The organism is Bacillus sp. FSL W8-0116 (assembly GCF_038003825.1).
GTDB lineage: Bacteria > Bacillota > Bacilli > Bacillales > DSM-4216 > Bacillus_O > Bacillus_O smithii.
Map to the genome: position 1 here is coordinate 2,367,006 of NZ_JBBOPY010000001.1, position 23,156 is coordinate 2,390,161.

The window sequence follows — 23,156 nt, forward strand, 5'->3', positions numbered from 1 at the left end:
GGATGAAAATAGTGGAATCATGGATATAGATGGCACATTTTTAGACATAACTCATGGAAAGCCGGTCCTCTGTAATGCCGAGGACCGGCTTTTTTACATTCTTTTTCTTGGTTGAAAGTTGCGGCTTTGAATGGCCCAGTTTTGCGGAAACGGGTTGCCAAGAGCCCAATAACTGATTCCGCGCAATCCGTATTGTTTAATGATATCCATTTTTGCCTGCATGCTGCGGGCATCTTCAAACCATACTTCATGCCGCTGGCCGGTTTCATCGGTGTAATGAAAGAACGGGGCCTGGTATGCCTCGCTATATTCAATGCTTGTTCGATAGCGAACGGCCAACTGAATGGCTTCCTGCGGACTGATGGTGCGTGCAATGGTCCCTTCCATCCATGGAATTCTCCAATCGCGGCCGTATAACGGTGCACCCATCATAATTTTTTTTCTAGGAATGGCGGTAACGGCGTAATCTAAAACTTGTTTGATTTTATTGATCGGTGCGATGGCCCATGGTCTTCCCCCGGCCCATCCCCACTCGTACGTCATTAAGATGACAAAATCGACGATTTCACCGTGAGCCCGGTAATCATGTGCTTCATATAATAAACCGGGCTGGTTTTCTCTTTCTTTAGGGGCGAGAGCCGTGGATACCGATATCCCTAATGGCCTGAGCCGGCTTACGACCCTCCGCAAAAATGCATTATAATTTTCTCTATCTTGAGGATAGATATATTCAAAATCAAAATTGACCCCTCTGTATCCTTTGGAACGTACTGCCGATAAAATATTGGTGATCAATGTTTCTTGCAGAGAGGGATTTCGCAAAATGGCAGCGGCTCTGTCCGAGTTGAAACTGCCGTTCACAAAATTGGTCACCACCAGCAAAGTCTCTGTTCGATTGGCTGTTGCTGCCTGAAGGAGTCTATCGTCGTTTAATGGTGAAAGGGTTCCATCTTCGCGTATGGAATGGCTGAAGGGGCTTAAATACGTAAAATATTTTCCAAGCCTCAACACCTCTTGCCGGCTGCTTTCGTCTGTACTAGCGGAATAGGCGTTCACTTCAATGACGGGCCTTCTCGCGGCTGGAACGATGAGTCGTTGACCTGGTGAAAGCACATTCGGATTTGAAAGGGAGTTGGCTGAAAGAAGCTGTTGTACAGTGACTCCAAAGCGTGCAGCGATTCTACTAAGATTATCTCCTGGACGAACGGTGTAGATCGAGTAGGGAAAAAACAAAATTTCCCCGGGAAAAATAAGCGCCGGATTGGCAATTTGATTGTAATCTGCAAGCGCCTGTTCAGAAATGCCGAACCTGTCAGCGATTTGCCGGAGCTGATCTCCCTGTTTTACTACATATTCCCGTCCGGGGCTGTGAATAACTAGCGCTTGCCCGATCACAAGCTGATTTGGATTCGCCAATTGATTGGCAAGTGAAATATCTTCTACGGAAACTCCGTATCGACGTGCGAGGGTGAATAAGGTTTCACCGCGCTGAATGACATGAATGTGCAATATGCTCAGCTCCTATACTTGGATAAATTCCGTTTTTACCTGAGACGGAAAACACTTTCTTTACTTTATTCTGAAAAGCAGATTTGAAAAGGACTGTCCGGTAAAATATACGTTTGATACCCCATTATATTCAGGAAGGGGCTGGTCATATGTATGACCTTTCGTGTGAAAATCAGAAGAATGATTTGAATTTATAGAGGCGTTTTTTTTGTGATCAGCTGAATTCCTTTGCGGTCCAGTTCTTTTTTTGGTACCCTTAAGCAAGGTCTATTGGAAAACATCATTATAGCGAGGATTTTTCGGCTCATTGAAAAAAATAGAAAAATAAGATCTTCTAGGAAAGGAAATGATGGAATGGCTGCTCTGCAAGCAGGAACGGTGGTAACGTTAAAACCGGATAAAGAGATGCCATACGGCTGGTTTTTAACGAATGGGAAAGATAGAGTGCTTTTACATAAAAGCGGCATAACGGACGGTTTTCGTCCTGATGAACAAGTTGACGTATTTATCTTTCAAGATCGACAAGGAAGATTAGCGGCCACTATGATCATCCCGGAGATTCAAATCGGTCGCTACGGCTGGGCTGAAGTGGCGGATGTCCATCGTGAACTGGGCGTATTTATTTCTATTGGCATTCATAAAGATATTTTGATCGCGAAAGGAGACCTTCCACCGCTCATGAACGTGTGGCCGAAAAAAGGAGGACGTCTCTATTGCACCTTGAAAACGGACCGGAACGGGCTTCTTTATGCCAAACTGGCAACGGAAGAAGTGATGAAGAATTTATTTGTAGAAGCATCGGCGAAGGATTTCAATAAAGATGTAACCGGCGTCGTATATCGTACGTTAAAGTCAGGAACCTTTGTTTTGACAGAGGAAGGGTACCGCGGATTTATTCACGAATCACAGAGGATGGAAGAACCCGGCCTCGGCGAAACGGTCCACGCCAGAATTATCGATGTGAAACCAGACGGATCGGTCAATCTCTCCCTTCTGAAAAGAACTCACGAAGCGATTGAAGAAGACGCCGCTGCCATATTGGCTTATTTGCAAACGCGTGGCGGCTCGATGCCTTATAGCGACAAAAGCCACCCCGAAGATATCCAAGCTCGCTTCCGTATGAGCAAAGGGGCTTTTAAACGAGCAATGGGCCGACTGATGAAAGAGGGAAAAATTTATCAAGAAGAAGGATGGACCTATTTAAAGGGTTCTGAAACAAGGGATCAATCGTAATGGTTCTGCAGATGACTTTGATAAAAGACCGGACAGCTTCATAAAGAAGCCAACGGTCTTTTTTTGTAACAAAAACTGAATATTCTGATTATTCTGTTTACAGAGAGCGCATCGTACGGTAGTATGTCAAATAAAGGATGGTAATCAGTTTTATGGGAAAAAAATCATTGAAAGAAAAGATTATCGATACAGCGCTGATTCTTTTTGAAAAAGAAGGCTACCACGGGGTGACAGTTGATCGGATTGTAGAACAATGCGGCACATCCAAAGGCGGTTTTTATCACAACTTTAAATCGAAAGATGAATTGCTTTTTCACATTCATGATATTTTTATTTCTTATGTCATTGAAAAAGCGCAAGAAGCATATGATCGATATACGACGCCCGTTTCCAGAATGTGTGCCATCATTCAATCGTTTACGAAAGTATTTGGAATGTATAAACCCCACATCACTGTTTTTTACCAAGAAAGCACCTATCTTAAAGGAGAATTTGAGATCAACATCAATCGGAAGCGCAAACAATATAAAAATATCATTTTGCAAATTGTTCGGGAAGGGCAAGAATCCGGTGATTTTCGTTCAGAAGTCCCTGCTGAAATCACCGTCATGGCGGTCATCGGAATGGTGAACTGGTTGTATAAATGGTTTCATGAAGAAGGGCCGCTTTCCATTGAAGACATTGGAAAAATCTACGTTGATTTAATTTTTCATGCCCTTTTAACGGAAAAAGGCATGAAAGATCCGGAAGCACAAGAGCATCTGCTTCGAAATCAGCCGGTAAAGCGGTGAATGAATGGTGCTAAAATGGCAAATAAAAAGGGCGACCTCGATCAGTTGGTTCACACGAATATAGACCGACTAGTCGGTTATTAAAAAGGGGGAATTTTCATGAATTTTGAGTTGACAAAAGAACAGCAAATGATCCGTGAAATGGTCAGTGATTTTGCTGAAAAGGAAATCAAACCTTATGCTAGAGAACTTGATCAAAAAGCGGAATTTCCATATGAAACGTTTAAAGAAATGGGCGAACTTGGCCTGCTTGGTATTCCGTTTCCGGAAAAATATGGGGGATCGGGAGGGGATACGATTTCCTACTGTATTGCTGTAGAGGAAATCGGCAAAGCGTGTGGGGGGACAGGTCTCAGTTATGCCGCCGCTATCAGCCTTGGTGCTAGTCCCATCTATTATTTTGGTACGGAGGAACAGAAGAAACAATGGCTCGTTCCAATGGCAAAAGGGGAAACACTGGGCTCTTTCGGTCTGACAGAACCTAATGCCGGGTCCGATGCCGGGGGCACGAGAACCACAGCGATTTTAGACGGAAATGAATATGTTATTAATGGAGAAAAGTGCTGGATTACGAATGCGGGATTTGCTAGACAAGTTATTGTAACCGCTGTCACTGGCAGACGGGATAACGGCCGGTCGATTGTTTCAGCCATCATTGTGCCTACGAATACGCCAGGTGTTCAAATCTCTTGTGACTATGAAAAAATGGGAGTAAGAGCGTCTAATACTTGTCAAATTGTACTCGACAACGTGCGTGTGCCGAAAGAGAATTTGCTCGGCGATCCAGAAAAAGGATTCAGCCAATTTCTTTATACACTGGACGGAGGTCGAATATCCATTGCGGCTCTTTCTGTCGGCATTGCACAAGCAGCGTTTGAAAAAGCTCTTCGTTATGCTAAAGAACGATATCAGTTTGGTCAACCCATTTCAAAATTCCAGGCTATTCAATTTAAATTAGCGGATATGGCAATGGAGATTGAACTCGCTCGCAACCAAGTTTATAAAGCGGCATGGCTGAAGGATCAAGGAAAACCGTTCTCAAAAGAAGCGGCAATCGCCAAATTGTTTGCCTCCGAAACCGGTTTTCGCGTTTGCAATCAAGCGATTCAAATTCATGGAGGATATGGGTATATGCGTGAATATGATGTAGAGAGACACTTGCGCGATATAAAATTAATGGAAATCGGCGAAGGAACATCCGAAATCCAAAGGCTCGTCATCGCGCGTCAACTTGGTTGCTAAAACCATTTTTAGGAGGAGAAAATGGCCGAATTACTACGTAAAACGGTTGGGCAGTTGTTGGAGGAAAAGGTGCATGATTTTCCGGATCACGAGATTTTCCGGATCACGAGGCATTAGTATATGCCGACCGCAATCTTAGATGGACCTACAGTGAATTGAACGAAGAGTGCAATTTGGTCGCGAAAGGCTTAATGGCGCTAGGGGTGGAAAAGGGAGATCATTTGGCTGTCTGGACCACCAATACCCCAGAATGGGTTGCGCTCCAGTTCGCCACCGGGAAAATGGGCGGCGTTTTAGTTACGGTTAATACGAATTATCGAACCATGGAACTGGAATACTTGCTGAAGCAATCCGATGCCAAGACTTTAATCTTAATAGAAGGATACAGGGGAATTTCTTATGTGGATACGATTTATGAAATATGCCCTGAGCTTCGCCATTCCCAGCCTGGAGAACTGCAATCGAAAAGACTGCCGCTCTTAAAAAATGTGATTGTTTTAAGCGAAAAACCATATAGTGGAATGTACAATTGGTCTCAATTGATAGAAAAGGGGAAAAGAATCAGTGATCAAGAACTGAAAGCACGGTCTCGATCTCTTCATCCTGATGACGTCATTAATATGCAATACACTTCGGGAACGACCGGATTTCCGAAAGGGGTTATGTTGACTCATTATAATCTCGTCAACAACGCCCGCAATATCGCTGAATGCATGAAGCTTACGAAAGATGACCGTTTATGCATTCCTGTTCCTTTTTTCCATTGCTTCGGCTGCGTGATCGGTACACTTGCCTCTGTAAGTGTCGGAGCGACGATGGTTCCGGTTCAGGAATTTGACCCTGAGGCTGTCCTGCAAACGGTAGAAAAAGAAAAATGCACAGCCCTTCATGGCGTTCCGACGATGTTTATTTCAGAATTGAATCACCCGAACTTCTCAAAATACAATTTAACGACTTTAAGGACGGGTGTGATGGCGGGTTCTAATTGCCCGATGGAAGTGATGAAGGCAGTCATGGAAAAAATGGGGATGAAGGATATTACCATATGCTACGGACAGACGGAATCTTCGCCTGTCATCACTCAAAGCCGCACGGACGACCCGGTTTCGTTGCGGGTGGAAACAGTAGGAAAAGCATTGCCTCATGTCGAAGTAAAAATTGTGGAACCAGGCAGCAACCGCGTGCTGCCGCCGAACACACAAGGGGAACTCTGTACAAGAGGCTATCATGTGATGAAAGGCTATTATAAAAATCCGGAGGCAACAAAAGAAGTAATAGATGAAGATCACTGGCTCCATACAGGCGATTTGGCGGTAATGGATGAAAATGGCTATGTACGGATTACCGGTCGCCTAAAAGATATGATTATCCGCGGCGGGGAAAATATTTATCCAAGAGAAATCGAGGAATTTCTTTATCAACACCCGAAAATTTTAGATGTGCAAGTAGTGGGAGTGCCGGATGAGAAATTCGGGGAAGAAGTAGGCGCATGGATTATTTTGAAAGAAGGAGAAACAGCCGATGCCGAGGAAATACGAGCGTTCTGCAAAGGAAAGATATCACGGCACAAAGTTCCAAAATACGTTTTCTTTACAGATGAATATCCGATGACTGCTTCGGGAAAAATTCAAAAATTTAAACTTCGGGAAAGGTATTTAGAGGATATAAAGGGGAGATAAGATGTTTTCCAAAATTTTAATCGCCAATCGGGGGGAAATTGCTAGACGAGTCATTCGTACTTGCAAAAAGATGGGGATTGAAACAGTCGCCGTCTATTCGGAAGCGGACAAGGATTCACTGCATGTTCATGAGGCCGATGAAGCGTTCTGCATTGGAAAGCCTCCTGTCAATCAAAGCTATTTAAATATGGATGCTATCATCCGTGTCGCCAAGGAGTCCGGAGCGGAAGCGATTCATCCGGGATACGGATTGTTATCTGAAAATAGCGAATTTTCGAGGGTGTGCCACGATGAAGGATTTGTTTTTATTGGTCCCGGTTCCGATATCATTAAAGCGATGGGAAGCAAAATTGAAGCGAGAAAAACAATGAAACAAGCCGGAATGCCAATTATAGAAGGAATCGATATTCCCCTCCGGAATGAAGAGGAAGCTGTATTGGCTGCAAAAGAAATCGGCTATCCCCTTATGTTAAAGGCTTCTGCAGGCGGTGGAGGGATTGGCATGCAAGTGATTCGTTCTGAAGAAGAGCTTCGAAAAGCATTTGCCGGCAATAAAAAACGAGCGGAATCATTTTTTGGGGACGGGACGATGTATGTAGAAAAGTATATTGAAGACTCGCATCATATCGAGGTGCAAGTGTTAGCCGATTCATTTGGAAATGCTGTAGCGCTTTGGGAACGGGAATGTTCCATTCAAAGACGAAATCAAAAAGTGGTGGAAGAAGCCCCGTCTCCATTTATTAGCGAATCTACTCGGAAAAAAATGTTGGCGTCGGCGCTGCAAGCGGTTCGGAAAATCGGCTATACCAATGCGGGTACGATGGAATGTTTAGTCGATAAAAATCAAAATTTTTACTTTTTGGAAATGAACACAAGACTTCAAGTGGAACATCCTGTCACAGAAGAAATCACCGGACTGGATCTTGTTGAGCACCAAATCAAAATAGCAGCCGGAGAAAGGTTGGAATTTTCCCAAGAAGATATCAAAAGAGACGGCCATGCGATTGAAGTAAGAATTTATGCGGAAGATCCGAATACATTTTATCCATCGCCAGGCAAAATCACTTTTCTGCGATTGCCGGAAGGGGAGGGCATTCGGCATGAAACGGCCATCGAAAAAGGGACGGTGATCACTCCATTTTACGATCCGATGATCGGCAAATTGATTGCCTGGGGAAAAGACCGTCAAGAAGCGTGCAATCGGTTGATCGAGGCTCTGAAACACTATCAAATTGAAGGGATTAAAACCAATATCCCAATGCTTTTAAAAACGGTGTCCCATGAGCGGTTTTTAGCCGGAGACACGACAACGCAGTTTGTGAATCGTCATTATTTGCAAGAAAGCACCAAGCAGCCGAAAACGTCATAAGGGAGCTGATTGAAAAAGGAGAATCATACCTTGCCTTCATAGTTTTTCATTATGACCATCAGTAAGATGTATACGAAAAAATATCTGAATTTTCTATAAAGATAAAGGCCGCCTTTCCTGTTTGCTATAGAAAATTGGGTAACGACGAGAAATGATGGAAAAGGAGGCAATAATTTGTTGGCAGAATACGAGAAATAGGATGTCAGGGGGATGAAAATATGAGTGCCATTCAAGCGAGCATGGCCGGAAGTGTGTGGAAAATACTGGTATCAGAGGGGGAGAAAATTACATCAGGTCAAGATGTGATCATTCTCGAATCAATGAAAATGGAAATTCCCATTTCTTCAGAAGAAGAGGGAATCGTAAAAGCCATTTATGTTCAAGAGGGGGATTTTGTCAACGAAGGGGACGATTTGATCGAAATGGAGTAGGGAGGGGATGTTTTTGAAATGGCCCAAGAAAGTACACATTAAAGAAGTTGGCCCCCGGGATGGTCTCCAAAATGAAGATAAAATTCTTTCTTCCGATGTCAAAGCGGAATGGATCAATCGGCTGTCTGAGGCGGGGCTTGTTTCGATTGAAGTGAGTTCTTTCGTCAACCCGAAATGGATTCCGCAGCTCGCCGATGCCGAAGAGGTATTTTCCAAGATCCATAGAAAAGAAGGAGTCAAGTATGCAGCGCTTGTTCCGAACTTGAGAGGATTGGAAAGAGCGTTGAAAGCGGACGTGGGCGAAGTCTGTCTGTTTATGTCAGCCAGTGAAACGCATAATCAAAAAAATATAAACAAATCCATATCTGAAACTTTTCCGGTTTTAGAAGAAGTCGTGGCAGAAGCCAAATCTGCCGGAAAAACGGTGCGCGGATACGTATCCACAGTGATTGCTTGTCCGTATGAAGGGGAGATTCCGGTTTCTCAAGTCAAAAGGGTGGTAGATCGGCTTCTTGAAATGGGTGTGGATGAAATTTCTCTCGGCGATACGATTGGCGTTGGCGTACCGTCGCAAGTAGAAGCTTTGCTTTCAGAACTTTTGAAATCTTATAAAGCGGATCAGTTTGCGATGCATTTTCATGATACTCGCGGGACTGCGTTAGCCAATGTTCTCATTTCTTTGCAAATGGGGATAACCACTTTTGACAGTTCACTCGGAGGGCTGGGGGGATGTCCGTATGCCGAAGGAGCTACCGGAAATGTCGCAACGGAAGATTTGCTTTACATGCTTACGGGGATGGGGATTGAGACGGGAATTGATCGGAATCGTCTGCTTCAAGCGGCGCATTTTATAGAAGAAAAATTGGAAAAGCCGTTGTCAAGCAAACAAATGGAGTTGGCAAGACGGACGAGGAAGGAGTGAAAAAGCGATGGATGAAATGGTTCGATGGGAACATAGGGAGAAGATAACGATCATTATTTTAAACCGCCCGGAAGCAGCTAATGCTTTGTCAAAACAGCTGCTCAGTGAATTAAAACAGCTGCTGCAAACAATAAAAGGACAGAACGATATTCAAACGGTCATTATTACGGGAAGCGGTCCGTTTTTCTGTGCCGGCGCTGATTTGAAAGAAAGAAAAGGGATGGATGAAGAAGAAGTGAAACAGGCGGTACAACAGATACGTTCCATCATCAACGAAGTGGAAAATGTTCCTCAGCCGACGATTGCCGCCATCAATGGTGCTGCGATGGGAGGAGGTTTGGAATTGGCGCTGGCATGCGATATTCGAATTGCTGCTCAAGATGCCAAACTAGGATTGACCGAGACTTCTCTCGGTATTATCCCCGGTGCGGGAGGCACTCAGCGTCTTCCAAGATTAATCGGGAAAGGAAGAGCAAAAGAATTAATCTTTGCGGCTCGTAAAATTTCAGGGGCAGAAGCCGAAACACTTGGACTGGTGGAATACGCGGTAGAAGCGGAACGAGTGCTGGAGAAGGCTTTTGAACTGGCAAAAGAATTTGTGGAAAACGCTCCGCTTTCTTTGCGGCAAGCCAAAATAGCCGTTAACAAAGGGATGGAAACGGACATCATGACAGGCTTAAAAATAGAAGAATTGGCTTATAACGCTCTTTTAAATAGTTCTGACCGAATAGAAGGACTCAAAGCGTTTCAGGAAAAAAGACAACCCCGATACACGGGAAGATAAAGGAGGGTCCCTAAATGTCGGAAATAAAAGCAGCTCTTACCAACTATCATGAGATAAAAGAGGGTGTGCTAAAAGGTGGGAATGAAACATACCATCAGAAAAATAAAGCGAAAGGGAAATTATTTGTCCGTGACCGCCTCAAGCTTCTGTTCGACGAAGATATAATAGCGGAGGACGGGCTATTTGCCAATTGTCTTGCCGGTGACCTTCCGGCGGACGGAGTCGTGACGGCGATTGGAAAAATTCATGGACGCACTGTTTGCGTAATGGCCAATGATTCCACTGTGAAAGCTGGTTCATGGGGCAAAAGAACAGTGGAAAAAATCATTCGAATTCAGGAAACGGCAGAAAAGCTTCGCTGTCCGCTCATTTATTTGGTTGATTCCGCAGGAGCCCGAATTACCGACCAAATAGAGATGTTTCCCGGAAGGAGAGGAGCGGGAAGAATCTTCTACAATCAAGTAAAACTTTCAGGGAAAATTCCGCAAATCTGTCTGTTATTTGGCCCTTCGGCTGCTGGCGGCGCTTATATTCCCGCTTTTTGCGATATTGTCGTGATGGTGGATGGAAATGCCTCCATGTATTTAGGATCGCCGCGGATGGCGGAAATGGTGATCGGCGAAAAAGTGACGCTTGAACAAATGGGCGGAGCCAAAATGCATTGCAGTGTTTCGGGCTGCGGTGATGTGCTCGTAAAAAACGAAGAGGAAGCCATCGAGTTTTCCCGTCGATATTTAACATACTTTCCGGACAATTACACGCAAAAGCCGAAACGAGCCGAAAAAAAATCTCCCAAATCTTTTGATCAGTCAATCGAAGACATCATTCCAAAAAACCAGAACGCTCCTTTTGATATGTATCAGCTTATTGACCGCATTGTGGATGAAGATTCTTTTTGTGAAATCAAAAAAAGATTTGCGGCTGAACTTATTACGGGTCTTGCTCGTTTAGAAGGGCAGCCGATTGGTATTATTGCTAATCAACCGCGTGTAAAAGGCGGCGTGTTGTTTCATGATTCTGCCGACAAAGCCGCTAAGTTCATTCATTTGTGCGACGCCTTCCATATTCCGCTTTTATTCTTGGCGGACGTTCCCGGTTTCATGATTGGAACGAATGTAGAAAAAGCGGGGATTATTCGCCACGGCGCCAAAATGATCGCGGCAATGAGCGAAGCAACGGTTCCAAAAATGACCGTGATTGTCCGCAAAGCATACGGAGCCGGCCTGTATGCCATGGCAGGTCCCGCTTTTGAACCGGACTGTTGTTTAGCTTTGCCGACTGCCCAAATTGCGGTGATGGGGCCGGAAGCCGCTGTCAACGCGGTGTACGCCAATAAAATAGAAGCGATGGAATCGGAAGAAAGAACGGCATTTGTGGAAGCAAAGCGTGAAGAATATCGAAAAGATATTGATATATACCGGTTGGCATCTGAGTTAGTCGTGGACGATATTGTGGAGCCAAATCGACTCCGTGAAGAATTATCCCGACGTCTGGATGTCTATATGTCTAAATATCTAGTTTTTTCTGAGCGGAAACACCCGGTTTACCCTGTCTGATCCAAAAGGACGAAGACAGATGATAAAAAAAGCCGTACACAGACGAAATATTATTAGATAAAACGTATTTTCAAAACTGACAAGCGGGGACTAACCTGGCCCTGCTATTTTTGTGCGTACAGTTTTTGATAACGTCCATTGCTCTTCTGAACTTTTTGTACGAGGGAAAGGCCTCCATACAGTTGGAAAAGCAATTTGAGCATATGTTTTATGAACATGAACATTGGGCGCTTTTTTGAATAAGATAAATCAACGAGCGAAAAGGATTTGGGAAAGGCAGACGGCTGTTTACCGTTATGGTGTGATAATCAATGGTGTTTTCATGAATTTGTGATGATAGGAGACGGAAGCCGATCATGGCAGAAAATGAATAAAAGGCATTTTGTTTTTAAGGGGAGATGAGAATGAAGATGGAAAAATGGAAAAAACGGCTGGATTTCGCGCACAAGGTCCAGAATGATTCTTTTTGGAAATCCGTGTTTCATTCGAGAAAACCTGGTCGAGAAGATGGGTATTCAGATAAAGAAGAGAAAATGAACTATAATCTTTATCAATGGAACGATTTCCTTGTTCTGGAACTGGAACTCCCCTGTCTGGATCAACATGAGTTTCCAATGTGGATGGACCATCAAAATTTACTGATAAAGACAAAAACCGCCTTATGGAAAAAGAAGAAAGAACCTGTCTACTTTGTAAAAAAGCGAAGAGTTATTCCCAATGAGCAGCATATTCCACTGCCCGTCCCTGTTTTCACTCAACCAGTGAACATAAGTCAAAAAAATGGGTTATGGTATTTCCGCTTTAAACCGATTCCAAAAGAAGCAAAATCATACAATACTTGGGGAACTGATTCAAATTCAAACAAGTGATGAATGTTTTTCTTTGGAAAAAATACGTCTAGATTTAAGAAAATGAAACAGAATCGTGGCCGCGTTGAAACACCAAATGGAGCGATTCATTTTTTGGACTCTGAATCGATGGAAGAAAAGAGTCTATAATAGACATCACTCATCAATTCATTGAATATTATATATAGAAAAAAGCAAGTTATTGACAAAAAAATAAAGGAGGGGGGACGACCAAATATGTTCAAGTATGTCCGTGAATTTTGGAATACAACGGAAATGATTGGTTTAGGCTTATTCTTATTTCTCGGATTGAGTTTATCGGTCTTTTATATTCGCTGGCCTCTTTTATTTATTTTTTTAATTGGAATCATATTTTTCGGTATTATGGAATATGTTATTCATCGTTTTCTTTTTCATGGGTCTTTGCCGAAAAAAATAAAATTTTTACAACCTGTAAAAGACTGGCATGATCATCATCATCAACATCCGAGCGAGCTAAAAGGGATTTTGCTGCCTGCTTGGCTGACTCTTCCAATACTTTTGCTTCTGGTTCTCGCCGCTCAATTGATCATGCGGGATATCACATTTTCCATCGCATTTGTCACGGGCGTTTCGGGAACGCTGCTTTATCATCAATGGAGGCATTTTTCCGCTCATCGTCCCATTGAGCCTTTCACCCCTATCGGCAAGCGGCTGAAAGTCTATCACTTGCAGCATCACACCATTAACAAAAAATATTGGTTTGGCCTAACGAATCCGCTGATGGATTTGCTGTTGGGAACGTACCGCAACCCGAAGAAACAGGCCCAAAAACAATCTTCACGACGAATGAGCCGCAGCCGAGCAACCGTTATAAAATAATTTCTTCGGAAACAAGCTTTCACCATGATCATTTTTCATGGCATCGAAAGGTCTTTTCTGTTCGGAGACGCTATGATTTGAAATAACCAGGGGCTGACTATTTAGTTGGCTCCTTTTTCCTTTTTTAATGATCATAAAATCTCCTTCTTGACGTGATCTATTATGAAAGATAAACTTTTAACAGTGCTTACTTAAAGTAAGTAATTTGATCATGGAGGGAAGAAATATGGCAAGTCATTCTACAGATTTATCTACCGTTATAAAAGAACGCCATTCCGTCAGAAAATATGATCCTAATTATAAAATTGCGAAGGAAGAAATTGAAGAAATTTTAAAGGAAGCCACTTTGGCCCCTTCGTCCAGTAATCTTCAACCATGGCGCTTTCTTGTTATTCAAGATCAAGAAACGAAAAAAGAGCTCCGCGCCATCGCCAATAACCAAGAACAAGTAGAAACATGCTCAGCCGTCATTGCGGTTTTAGGCGATACGGAAATGTATAAAAACGCCGAAAAAGTGTATCGAAGCAACTATGAAGCAGGTTATATGGATGAAGAGAGAATGAGACTCATGATCGAAAACATTAACAAACTTTATCCATCTCTGTCTGCGGAAGACCGGAAAAATATAGCTTCATTTGACGCCGGCCTTGTTTCCATGCAAATCATGCTGATTGCGAAGGCTCGTGGCTATGACACGGTTCCGATGGGCGGTTTTAATAAAAAACAATTCGTTGAAAGATTTAACATTTCCGATCGCTTCGTTCCAACGGTGTTAATTGCCTTAGGAAAAGCGGCTGCGCCTGCTTACAAAACAACAAGAATTCCTGTTGAAGATATCGTTCGATTCTTATAAAAGTCTTCCCCCCCGACAGAATAACGGGGGAAGACTTTTTATGTGCGCCCGGCATGTACATGAACTATAGGGTGTAAGTCCCGAACCCCGAAGATAGAAGTAGAGATTAGCCAAGAGCAAGGGTGTCCGTGGTGACGCGGAATCTGAAGGAAGCTGGAGGCAAAACACCGGTCCGAGGAACACGAACCTCATATAAGGCTAGGTATGATGGAGTGAGTTTGCATAACAAAACAAAGCTCTTTCTGTCGAAGGTCATATCGAGTAAATGAGGCGGATAGATGGTGTGAAAGTGCATGTACTTACCCGGGGAGGTCTGGCGGATAGGTGAAGTACTCTTCATAACCTACTTAGTGATAAGTAGCTGAACCGTCAGAAGTCAGCAGAGGTCATAGTATTAGTTGGTCTAGAACAACTAAGAAGGACCGAACAATGAAGAGAGAATAGCCCTTGGTATTCAGTGAGTCATGATGAACACAGAAAACGTAGTACCTCACTTGAGGGAGGAAGCGGTGAATCCCGTGGGAGACCTCTTGGAGGGTGGAGTGACCACTGGCATAAAGAGAACAGCTATTCACGGAAGTTATAAAGACTTGCGTCAATTATCTTAATTGAACCGCCGTATACGGAACCGTACGTACGGTGGTGTGAGAGGACGGGAGTTAATCGCTCCCTCCTACTCGATTCCCCATCAAGGACAGTCAGTTCTCTTCTTCAAGACAAGCAGGACAGCAACTGTTCTTAAATGAAGGAGCACTCCCTAATCGCCTTCTTTGTTCATCTAACGATCAGTGGGCTCAAAGGTCCCACAGGTGGAAATTTCTTTTTATTCCGCTTGAAAGGACATGTAGTCTCTTTTCTAAACTATGAAAATCGGCGAAACAGTCATGGCAAAGCTTTAGACCTCTAGAGAGCGTTTATACCTCAAGCATTTGGCATCCTCATCATGATTGTCATCCCTGTTTTGAATATTTATATCCATTTCAAATGAAAGTACATTCGAAATTTCGGCTTATTTTGGAAAAAGAGCATAATTTATAGGCCGTGATCCCATAATTTCATGATCATTTTTCTTTCTCAAAAAGAAGTCACTTAGTCATAGTTCAGCAAATTCACGTTATGTGCTATCATAAAAAGCGGGAAATCGGACATGCAACAAACTTGAAATGAAATCAAAAAGAAATGGATGCAATCACCATCCGGATCATGATTTTGTATAAGTTTAAAAATAGCTGAAACATTGTTTTTAAAATGCTTTTTATTACTCATGTTGTCATTATGGAGAGAGACTTTCGTTGTTTATCTTCAAAACTGTTGGATTTGAAACATTTTTCTATTGTGAAATTTACTTGAAAAGGTATAATGTTAGAGGTATATTGTAATTTTCTATGGGAAGAGGAGACATGGATGACTTCTCAAAATCAATCGCAAAGCCGTATTGATTATGGTCTTGTATTCATTTTGCTGTTGTTGTTGATCACTAGTTTAGTTGCGATTTACAGTGCGCAGTCAACTGGTCAATATAAAGAAAATTTCGTTGTCAAACAAATCATGTGGTATGGTGTCGGGATTGGCATCATTGCGTTAGTAATCCGCGTCGATGCCGATCAATGGATGAAGCTTTCATGGTTTACTTATGGTTTAGGAATATTGCTGTTGGCTTTTTTAATCGTGGCGCCTGCCAGCATCGCTCCCGTCATCAATGGGGCAAAAAGCTGGTACAAAGTTCCTGCCATGGGTTCGTTGCAGCCGTCCGAATTTGAAAAAGTGTTTTTGATTCTTGTGTTGTCTAGAATCATGGTTGAGCACCATCAAAAAAATCCCGTAAAAACAATCGAATCGGATTTTTGGCTCTTGATCAAGATGGGGTTGGCTACCTTGCTGCCGCTTTTTCTTGTGATGCAGCAGCCCGATTTGGGAACATCGCTCGTGTTAATTGCGATCCTGCTTGGAATGATTTTTGTCTCAGGAATTACGTGGAAAATCTTAGTTCCTTTATTCGGTTCAGCTGCTGTATTGATCGTTGGTATTTTCTATATGGTGCTGTGGCATCCGAAAATATTGGAAAAATATTTGGGAGTTAAACAGTACCAGTTTGGGCGGATCTATTCTTGGTTGGATCCTTACAATTATCAAAGTTCGTCCGGATATCATCTAACCCGTTCCCTGTTGGCCATCGGCTCAGGACAAACATTGGGAAAGGGTTTCGGCCAGCGGGATATTTATTTGCCTGAAAGTCACACTGATTTTATATTCAGTATTATTGGCGAAGAATTCGGGTTTCTGGGCGCTAGTGTAGTCATCAGCTTGTTTTTCTTGCTCGTTTACCATTTGACGAAAATAGCGCTTCAAACGAAAAATCCGTTTTATTCTTATATGTGCGCCGGCATTATTTCCATGATTACTTTCCATGTGTTCCAAAACATTGGAATGACTGTCGGGCTTCTTCCAATAACAGGGATCCCTCTTCCATTTATTAGTTATGGAGGAAGTTCGTTAATGGGAAATATGCTGGCGATAGGTCTGGTTTTTTCTGTGTATTACCATGAAAGAAGATTTATGTTTTCTTCCTATTAGATTTTGAAAAAAGGCGTTTTCCAAGGTCTTCGAATCTTGGAAAACGCCTTTTTTCGTCGTCCTAGTATCCTTTGTGATGAGTCGTGTCCAGTTTTCTTTTTATTTTCAATAACGGAAGAATTTCCGCAATAATGAGCGAGAGGACGAGCAGTGAAGCAATTAACCCGATCACCCCGATCCATCCGAATCGGCTCCAAAATGTGCCGCCCGTTGTACCGACGATGCTTGAGCCAGTATAATAAAACAACAAATATAAAGACGATGCTTGAGCTTTAAAGTTTAGAACTCTTTGGCCAACCCATCCGCTCGCGATCGAATGTCCGCCAAAAAATCCAAATGTAAACAAGGCCACGCCCACGAGCTTAACCACCAGTATACTGTTGATCGTCACAATTCCCCCGAGAAGCATAATGGCAATGCTTGCGACAAGAGCTTTTGGCTTGCCAAACCGATCGGCCATTCGTCCCATAAATGTAGAACTGAATGTCCCTACCAAGTATATGAAAAAAATAAGTCCGACAATCGTTTGGCTCAAATGGTAAGGTTCACCCATTAACGGATAGTCGATATAGTTATATAATGTAACAAAACTTCCCATTAACAGGAAGCCCAGACTGTAAAGACAAAGCAGTCCGGGGTCTCTTAAACTTTGGTCAAGAGAGGAAAACAGCTTTCTTAAACTGGCTTTTTGAGCATGAAAATGACGGGAATCCGGAAGGGACTTCCAAAACCAAGCACTGACAAGAAGAGACAGGAAGGCGATGGCGCTTAAAGCAACATGCCAAGAAAACCAATCCGTCAGAGCATCTACGACCACGCGGGAAACCATACCGCCGATGGATGTTCCGCTTACGTACATCCCCATTGCAGTGCCTAGGTTTTTAGGGTGGAATTCTTCATTGATATAGGTCATCGCAATGCTTGGAAATCCCGCTAAGGCAATGCCCATAATCGCTCTTGCCGTTAATAAAAACCAAAAATTTTGACTGAAAGCTGTGACGGCTGCACAAATGGAAGAAAACAGCAAAGAGGCCACCATGATTTTTTTTCTTCCGACTGCATCGGATAAGGCGGAAACGAGAATCATCGAAACAGCCAACAAGCCGGTTGTAAGGGAAAGAGACAGACTTGCTCGAGCCGGACTTACATCAAATTCTTTTGAAAAAGTGGAGATCAACGGTTGGACGCTATACATCACGGCGAATGTAACAAAACTTCCTAAAAACAGGGAGAGAATCGTTTTTGAATATAATTTGCTCCCCTTTTCGATATATTCCATTGTTTTTACACCCTTTGCATTTGGAACACCAATCTGTTCCAGGTTTCTCTATTATTGTAACTCAAATTTTCCACTTTGATTGGAAAAAGATAATATAATGAAAATAGCAAAGATACAACGGGAGGAAACAATTTTGGAGTTTAAAAAAATAAAGCCGAAAAAAATATATGAAGAAGTGGCGAATGTCCTTTTAGAAATGATCCGCAACGGTGAGTTAAAACCGGGTGATAAATTACAATCGGTTCAGGCATTAGCCGAAAACTTTCAAGTGGGGCGCTCCGCCATTCGCGAGGCGCTTACTTCTCTGCGCGCAATGGGTGTCGTAGAAATGAGGCAGGGAGAGGGCACGTTTGTGAAAGAATTCAATCCGGATGGCATTATGTACCCTCTTTCGCAAGCGTATTTAATGAGTGATGAACAGATTGAGCAATTGCTGGAAATGAGAAAAATTTTGGAAACCGGAATAGTCGCCGCCGCCGCTGTTAAGCGGACAGACAGCGATTTGCGCCAAATTGGCGAGACCTTAGCCGAAATGAAAAAAGCGGTGGGGAATGAGGAATTGGGTGAAAAGGCGGATTTAGACTTTCATATGGCCATTGCTAAAGCTACGCAAAATCATTTGCTTGTTCGATTAATGCACCATGTTTCCGACTTAATGGCAGAAGCGATGAAAGAGACTCGCCGGTTGCTCCTTTATTCTGAGGACGCTACAATGGAGAAATTAAACGAGGAACATGAAAGAATCTATCAGGCTATTGTCGAACGTGATAAGGAAGCCGCACGAAAAGCGATGCTAAAGCATTTAGAAGGTGTAGAGCAAGTCTTGATGGAAGCCTTTGCTGATGAGAAGAAGAAAAACGAAATGTGAAAAGGGCAAGCCTTTTACATATAAAAATATTGTTATAAGTTTGTGATGATAGGGCATTGACATGGAAGATAAAAGGTAGTATCGGGCTTTGATTAGAAAGCAGCAGCGGGAAATGAACTACCTGTCATCTTCCATGGCGTGCTTGTGGAGTCATCATTATACATATATTTTGGCCATGAAAGCCATAAAAAGCCCCTTTATAAGACAACTCTTATCATTTTTCTTGCCCCGACTCAATTTTGATCTTATGGATTGTCCTTGAAAGAATTAAAAACCCGTGGTGCTAGATAAAACTCAGACAAGCATAAAAATAGCCCTTGCTGGCGGATCTCCAGTAGAATGAAAGTGTCACCCAACATTCGAAAGGAGAGATCCCCCATGCAAGAGCACTTTCATTTTACTACAGATCCAGCCAAACTTCAAAAACAATATGCCGCTATTTTCTGTTTTGTTTCTGCCCAACTGTCGTTGATTCAAATGTATCTTCATCGCCGCAACCGTCACTTGGTCAAGCAAGAAGACGAAGTGGTCATGGCGGTTCACCTTTTGGGGAAGCTGCTGGGCTTTTCTTCCGAACGAGCCTGGCATCGTTTTGTCACGGGAAATTTGTTCACAAACGGCTCGTTTCTTGAACGCTCCCGATACAACCGCCGCTGCCGGGCGCTTGGTTTCGCCATCAAATGGATCCGTCATGAGCTGGCGAAACGTGGCCAACACCATGCTTATGCGGTCGTCGACAGCTTGCCTCTTCCGTTGTGCCATCCCGCAAGAATGCAGCGCGTCAAGCGGTTTCGAGGGATCGCGGATATGGGGTATTGTGCTTCCAAAAAGCAATGGTACTACGGTTTCAAGCTGCATCTTCAAGTGACCAATCAAGGGCTGGCCATGGGCTATGTCGTGACGGAAGCGTCCTGCCACGACGTCAAAGCCGCTGAAACGGTGATGACTCAAATCCCTCATCCCTACAACTTTGGGGACAAAGGGTACATCAGCCACGCTCTTCGAGAAAAGCTGTACGAAGAACACCAAGCCGCGTTCTGGACACCGTCTCGACACAATCAAAAGCACGGCCCATCCAAGGCATGGGAAGAATGGATCAGGAAAAAACGCAAAGTCATCGAGACGGTGTTTTCGATTCTCGTAGACCAATACCGGATCACCGACATTCGAGCGAATTCCATGGCCGGGTTTGAAGTGGCACTCGATGGCATCTTGTTGGCTTATTCCTTGGTCACACTAGGGCTGGTTGAGCGCTGACACTCAACTAGCACCACGGGTAATTAAAAATTTTTTTGAATATTGTACTGATTTTGACATAATTATAGTATGATATACTATATATCATAAGGTCATCAGATGACCAGTTCTTTAAAGAAGCGATAGAAAAAGAAGGTGGAACCATTGAAAGTCAGTTTATTTGTTACTTGTCTGGTCGATCTGTTTAAGACGAATGTAGGAAAAGCAACGGTAGAATTGCTGGAACATTTAGGATGTGAAGTTGATTTTCCGGAAAGTCAGATTTGCTGCGGCCAGCCCTCATACAACAGCGGGTATGTTGAAGAAACGAAGGATGCCATGAAACATATGATTAAGACGTTTGAACATTCAGAGTATGTTGTCGCTCCGTCTGGTTCATGCGCTTTTATGTTTAAGGAATATCCTCATATTTTTAAGGACGATCCAATATGGGAGCCAAAGGCAAGAGAATTGGCCGATAAAACATACGAATTGACACAATTTATTGTCGAAGTTCTTGGTGTCGAAGATGTGGGAGCGAAAATGGAAGGGAAAGCCACTTATCATACTTCCTGTCATATGACCCGTCTTTTGGGGGTGAAGGAAGCGCCGATAAAGTTATTGCGTAACGTGAAAGGACTGGAATTTACACCGTTGCCGGGCGCTCATTTGTGCTGCGGATTTGGTGGAACGTTTTCAGTCAAGATGGGACCGATCTCCGAGCAAATGGTCGATGAAAAAGTTTCAAATGTGGAAAGCACGGGTGCGGATTATTTGATCAGCGCTGATTGCGGTTGTTTGATGAATATCGGGGGACGTATGGAACGTCAAGGAAAACCGATTCGAGTCATGCATATTGCGGAAGTCTTAAACCATAGAGGGTAAAAGAAAAGAGGGGAGAAATCTTGTCGATCAAAATTGGAGTGGGAGACTTTAAAGAACGTGTTCATGAGGAACTGAATAATGAGTTTATGCGCGGCGCGGTTCGTGGCGCTCAAGAACGGCTTCGCATAAAACGTCTGGATGAAGCGGAACAACTTGGAAATTGGGAAGAATGGCGTTCTTTAGGAGAGGAAATTCGTCAGCATGTATTAAATCATTTAGATTATTATCTTTATGAATTAAGCGAAAATGTAGCGAAAAGAGGCGGTCATGTCTTTTTTGCCCGAACGTCGGAAGAAGCTTCTCAATACGTAAAAGAAGTGGTTCAGAAGAAAAAGGCTAAAAAAGTGGTGAAATCCAAGTCGATGGTCACGGAAGAAATTAATTTAAATTCATATTTGGAAGAAGCGGGCTGCGAAGTGATAGAGACGGATCTCGGCGAGTACATTTTGCAAGTGGACGAAGATCACCCATCCCATATCGTCGCTCCGGCTCTTCATAAAAATAAGAATCAAATTCGGGAAGTATTCAAAGAAAAGCTTCATTATTCCAATACGGAAAAGCCTGAGGAAATCACCGCTTTTGTAAGAAAACATCTTCGAAACGAGTTTTTAACAGCCGATGTAGGGATTACCGGATGCAATTTTGCGATTGCCGAAACGGGTTCGATTACCCTCGTGACGAATGAAGGAAACGCTGACCTTGTCATGTCTATTCCCAAAACTCATATTGCCGTGATGGGAATGGAACGAATTGTTCCAACTTTCGAGGAAATGGAAGTTCTTGTAAGTCTGCTTTGCCGAAGTGCCGTTGGACATAAGCTAACCAGCTATGTGACGGCCATTACGGGTCCGAGAGAAGAAGGTGAAGCGGATGGACCGGAGGAATTTCATCTTGTCATCGTGGATAATGGTCGATCGGATATTTTAGGAACGGAATTTCAGCCGGTGCTTCAGTGCATTCGCTGCGCTGCTTGTATCAATGTATGTCCGGTGTATCGACATATCGGTGGACATTCTTACGGCTCCATCTATCCCGGACCGATTGGCGCCGTTCTTTCCCCGCTATTGGGCGGATATGAGGAATATAAAGAACTTCCCTATGCTTCCTCGCTGTGCGGAGCTTGTACAGAAGCATGCCCCGTGAAAATTCCTTTGCATGAGCTGCTTCTGAAACATCGGCAAGTCATTGTGGAAAGAGAAGGGAAAGCGCCTTTTTCGGAAAAAATCATGATGAAAGCCTTCGGGCTGGGAGCTTCCTCCGATATGTTGTATGGTTTGGGATCGAGAGCGGCTCATTCTGCTTTGAAACCGTTCATAAAAAACGCGCGTATTTCCAAAGGGCCCGGACCGTTAAAGGCATGGACGAAAATACGTGAATTTCCGGCTCCTGAGAAAGAACGTTTCCGAGATTGGTTTAAAAATCGGGAAGGTGGGAAGCAATCATGACGGGAATGATTCAAAATCGAACCTCGTTTTTGGAAAATATAGCTGAAAAATTGGGGCGAAATCCGATAACGAAGGGGGTGCATCGTCCGTCTTACAAGCATACGCCACAATATGAAGTGCTGAAAACAGCTACCCGAGATGAGCTTGTTTCGGTTTTGGCCAGTCAATGTTCGAATATCCATGTTCAATTTATGGAAACAACGGCAGATCATCTTGCTGAACAAGTCAAAACAGCTGTTCGATCATACGGAGGAGGGCCCGTATCCGTTTGGAAAGATGAGCGCTATGCCGAATACGGCCTCACCGACTTGGTAGAAAAAGAATGGCCGCATGAACAGATATTGGTCCATGTTTGGAATGATGATCTAGGGGGAGAAAACATCCGTTTAAGCGAGAAAGCCAATGTGTCGATCGTCTTTAGCGATATCACGCTGGCGGAATCCGGGACGGTCGTATTGTTTACGGGAAAGAACAAAGGACGGTCCATGACATTGCTGCCGAAACACTTTATTGCTTTGATCCCGCAAAGCACTCTTGTCCCAAGAATGACACAGGCCGCTCAAATCATCCGTGAAAAAATCAAAAAAGGTGAAGCCATTCCTTCTTGCATTCAATTTATTACCGGTCCGAGCAACTCTGCCGATATCGAGTTAAGCACGGTTTATGGAGTCCACGGACCAGTGAAGGCTACGTATATTTTCATCAGCGACCGGTAAAGCATTAGAGCCTGTCCTCTCCTCTCCAAATGGTATTTATTCAGAGGAAGAGGTCAGGCTCTTTCTTTAGGCCTC

19 protein-coding genes and 1 pseudogene are annotated in these 23,156 nt (G+C 43.5%); 18 read left to right on the forward strand and 2 right to left on the reverse strand.

Going from position 1 to position 23,156, the window contains the following annotated elements:
• Nucleotides 1–93 precede the first annotated feature (93 nt).
• A complete protein-coding gene (locus N1I86_RS11260; protein WP_003352531.1) occupies nucleotides 94–1,509 on the reverse strand; it encodes a LysM peptidoglycan-binding domain-containing protein in 1,416 nt (471 codons plus the stop codon).
• A gap of 354 nt (nucleotides 1,510–1,863) precedes the next feature.
• On the opposite strand from N1I86_RS11260, the gene N1I86_RS11265 reads away from it, so the two are divergent.
• From N1I86_RS11265 to rodA, 13 genes and pseudogenes are all read left to right on the forward strand, one after another.
• Complete coding sequence (locus N1I86_RS11265) at nucleotides 1,864–2,742, forward strand: CvfB family protein (RefSeq protein WP_327805501.1); 879 nt, start codon at nucleotides 1,864–1,866, stop codon at nucleotides 2,740–2,742.
• Between the two features lie 152 nt (nucleotides 2,743–2,894).
• The gene (locus N1I86_RS11270) at nucleotides 2,895–3,533 is read left to right on the forward strand and encodes a TetR/AcrR family transcriptional regulator (RefSeq protein ID WP_003352525.1); all 639 of its coding nucleotides are present in this window, start codon (nucleotides 2,895–2,897) and stop codon (nucleotides 3,531–3,533) included.
• A 99-nt stretch (nucleotides 3,534–3,632) separates the two neighbouring features.
• Complete coding sequence (locus N1I86_RS11275) at nucleotides 3,633–4,775, forward strand: acyl-CoA dehydrogenase (protein ID WP_341096379.1); 1,143 nt, start codon at nucleotides 3,633–3,635, stop codon at nucleotides 4,773–4,775.
• 21 nt (nucleotides 4,776–4,796) lie between these two features.
• Nucleotides 4,797–6,454, forward strand: a pseudogene (locus tag N1I86_RS11280) (AMP-binding protein).
• Between the two features lies 1 nt (nucleotide 6,455).
• The gene (locus N1I86_RS11285) at nucleotides 6,456–7,823 is read left to right on the forward strand and encodes an acetyl-CoA carboxylase biotin carboxylase subunit (protein ID WP_341096380.1); all 1,368 of its coding nucleotides are present in this window, start codon (nucleotides 6,456–6,458) and stop codon (nucleotides 7,821–7,823) included.
• A 218-nt stretch (nucleotides 7,824–8,041) separates the two neighbouring features.
• Nucleotides 8,042–8,254: an acetyl-CoA carboxylase biotin carboxyl carrier protein subunit gene (locus N1I86_RS11290; RefSeq protein WP_341096381.1), complete on the forward strand. Its 213-nt coding sequence runs from the start codon at nucleotides 8,042–8,044 to the stop codon at nucleotides 8,252–8,254.
• 7 nt (nucleotides 8,255–8,261) lie between these two features.
• Nucleotides 8,262–9,176: a hydroxymethylglutaryl-CoA lyase gene (locus N1I86_RS11295; protein WP_003352519.1), complete on the forward strand. Its 915-nt coding sequence runs from the start codon at nucleotides 8,262–8,264 to the stop codon at nucleotides 9,174–9,176.
• Between the two features lie 7 nt (nucleotides 9,177–9,183).
• Nucleotides 9,184–9,960 (forward strand): enoyl-CoA hydratase, encoded by a 777-nt coding sequence (locus N1I86_RS11300; protein WP_003352518.1) that lies wholly within the window; start codon nucleotides 9,184–9,186, stop codon nucleotides 9,958–9,960.
• A 14-nt stretch (nucleotides 9,961–9,974) separates the two neighbouring features.
• Entirely contained in the window at nucleotides 9,975–11,516 is a 1,542-nt protein-coding gene (locus tag N1I86_RS11305; RefSeq protein ID WP_003352517.1) for an acyl-CoA carboxylase subunit beta, read from the forward strand.
• Nucleotides 11,517–11,920: 404 nt separating this feature from the next.
• Nucleotides 11,921–12,385: a hypothetical protein gene (locus N1I86_RS11310; protein ID WP_341096382.1), complete on the forward strand. Its 465-nt coding sequence runs from the start codon at nucleotides 11,921–11,923 to the stop codon at nucleotides 12,383–12,385.
• Between the two features lie 216 nt (nucleotides 12,386–12,601).
• Entirely contained in the window at nucleotides 12,602–13,225 is a 624-nt protein-coding gene (locus tag N1I86_RS11315) for a sterol desaturase family protein (RefSeq protein WP_341096383.1), read from the forward strand.
• A gap of 226 nt (nucleotides 13,226–13,451) precedes the next feature.
• Complete coding sequence (locus tag N1I86_RS11320) at nucleotides 13,452–14,078, forward strand: nitroreductase family protein (protein ID WP_003352513.1); 627 nt, start codon at nucleotides 13,452–13,454, stop codon at nucleotides 14,076–14,078.
• A 1,404-nt stretch (nucleotides 14,079–15,482) separates the two neighbouring features.
• Nucleotides 15,483–16,652: a rod shape-determining protein RodA gene (rodA, locus tag N1I86_RS11325; RefSeq protein WP_341096384.1), complete on the forward strand. Its 1,170-nt coding sequence runs from the start codon at nucleotides 15,483–15,485 to the stop codon at nucleotides 16,650–16,652.
• Between the two features lie 61 nt (nucleotides 16,653–16,713).
• Here rodA and N1I86_RS11330 read toward each other — a convergent pair whose 3' ends face one another.
• Entirely contained in the window at nucleotides 16,714–17,931 is a 1,218-nt protein-coding gene (locus tag N1I86_RS11330; RefSeq protein WP_341096388.1) for an MFS transporter, read from the reverse strand.
• Between the two features lie 133 nt (nucleotides 17,932–18,064).
• Between N1I86_RS11330 and N1I86_RS11335 the strand changes: the two genes are divergently transcribed.
• The 5 genes from N1I86_RS11335 to N1I86_RS11355 all read left to right on the forward strand — a co-directional run bounded on the left by N1I86_RS11335 (nucleotide 18,065) and on the right by N1I86_RS11355 (nucleotide 23,081).
• Nucleotides 18,065–18,799, forward strand: a complete 735-nt coding sequence (locus N1I86_RS11335; protein WP_048623943.1) for a FadR/GntR family transcriptional regulator — start codon at nucleotides 18,065–18,067, stop codon at nucleotides 18,797–18,799.
• A 378-nt stretch (nucleotides 18,800–19,177) separates the two neighbouring features.
• Entirely contained in the window at nucleotides 19,178–20,056 is an 879-nt protein-coding gene (locus N1I86_RS11340; protein ID WP_004439648.1) for an IS982-like element ISGsp1 family transposase, read from the forward strand.
• A 144-nt stretch (nucleotides 20,057–20,200) separates the two neighbouring features.
• The gene (locus N1I86_RS11345; protein ID WP_003352507.1) at nucleotides 20,201–20,920 is read left to right on the forward strand and encodes a (Fe-S)-binding protein; all 720 of its coding nucleotides are present in this window, start codon (nucleotides 20,201–20,203) and stop codon (nucleotides 20,918–20,920) included.
• Nucleotides 20,921–20,940: 20 nt separating this feature from the next.
• Nucleotides 20,941–22,365, forward strand: coding sequence for a LutB/LldF family L-lactate oxidation iron-sulfur protein (locus N1I86_RS11350; protein ID WP_341096390.1), 1,425 nt, complete (start codon nucleotides 20,941–20,943; stop codon nucleotides 22,363–22,365).
• Nucleotides 22,362–23,081, forward strand: coding sequence for a LutC/YkgG family protein (locus N1I86_RS11355; protein WP_341096392.1), 720 nt, complete (start codon nucleotides 22,362–22,364; stop codon nucleotides 23,079–23,081). The genes N1I86_RS11350 and N1I86_RS11355 overlap by 4 nt, the downstream gene beginning before the upstream one ends.
• Nucleotides 23,082–23,156 lie beyond the last annotated feature (75 nt).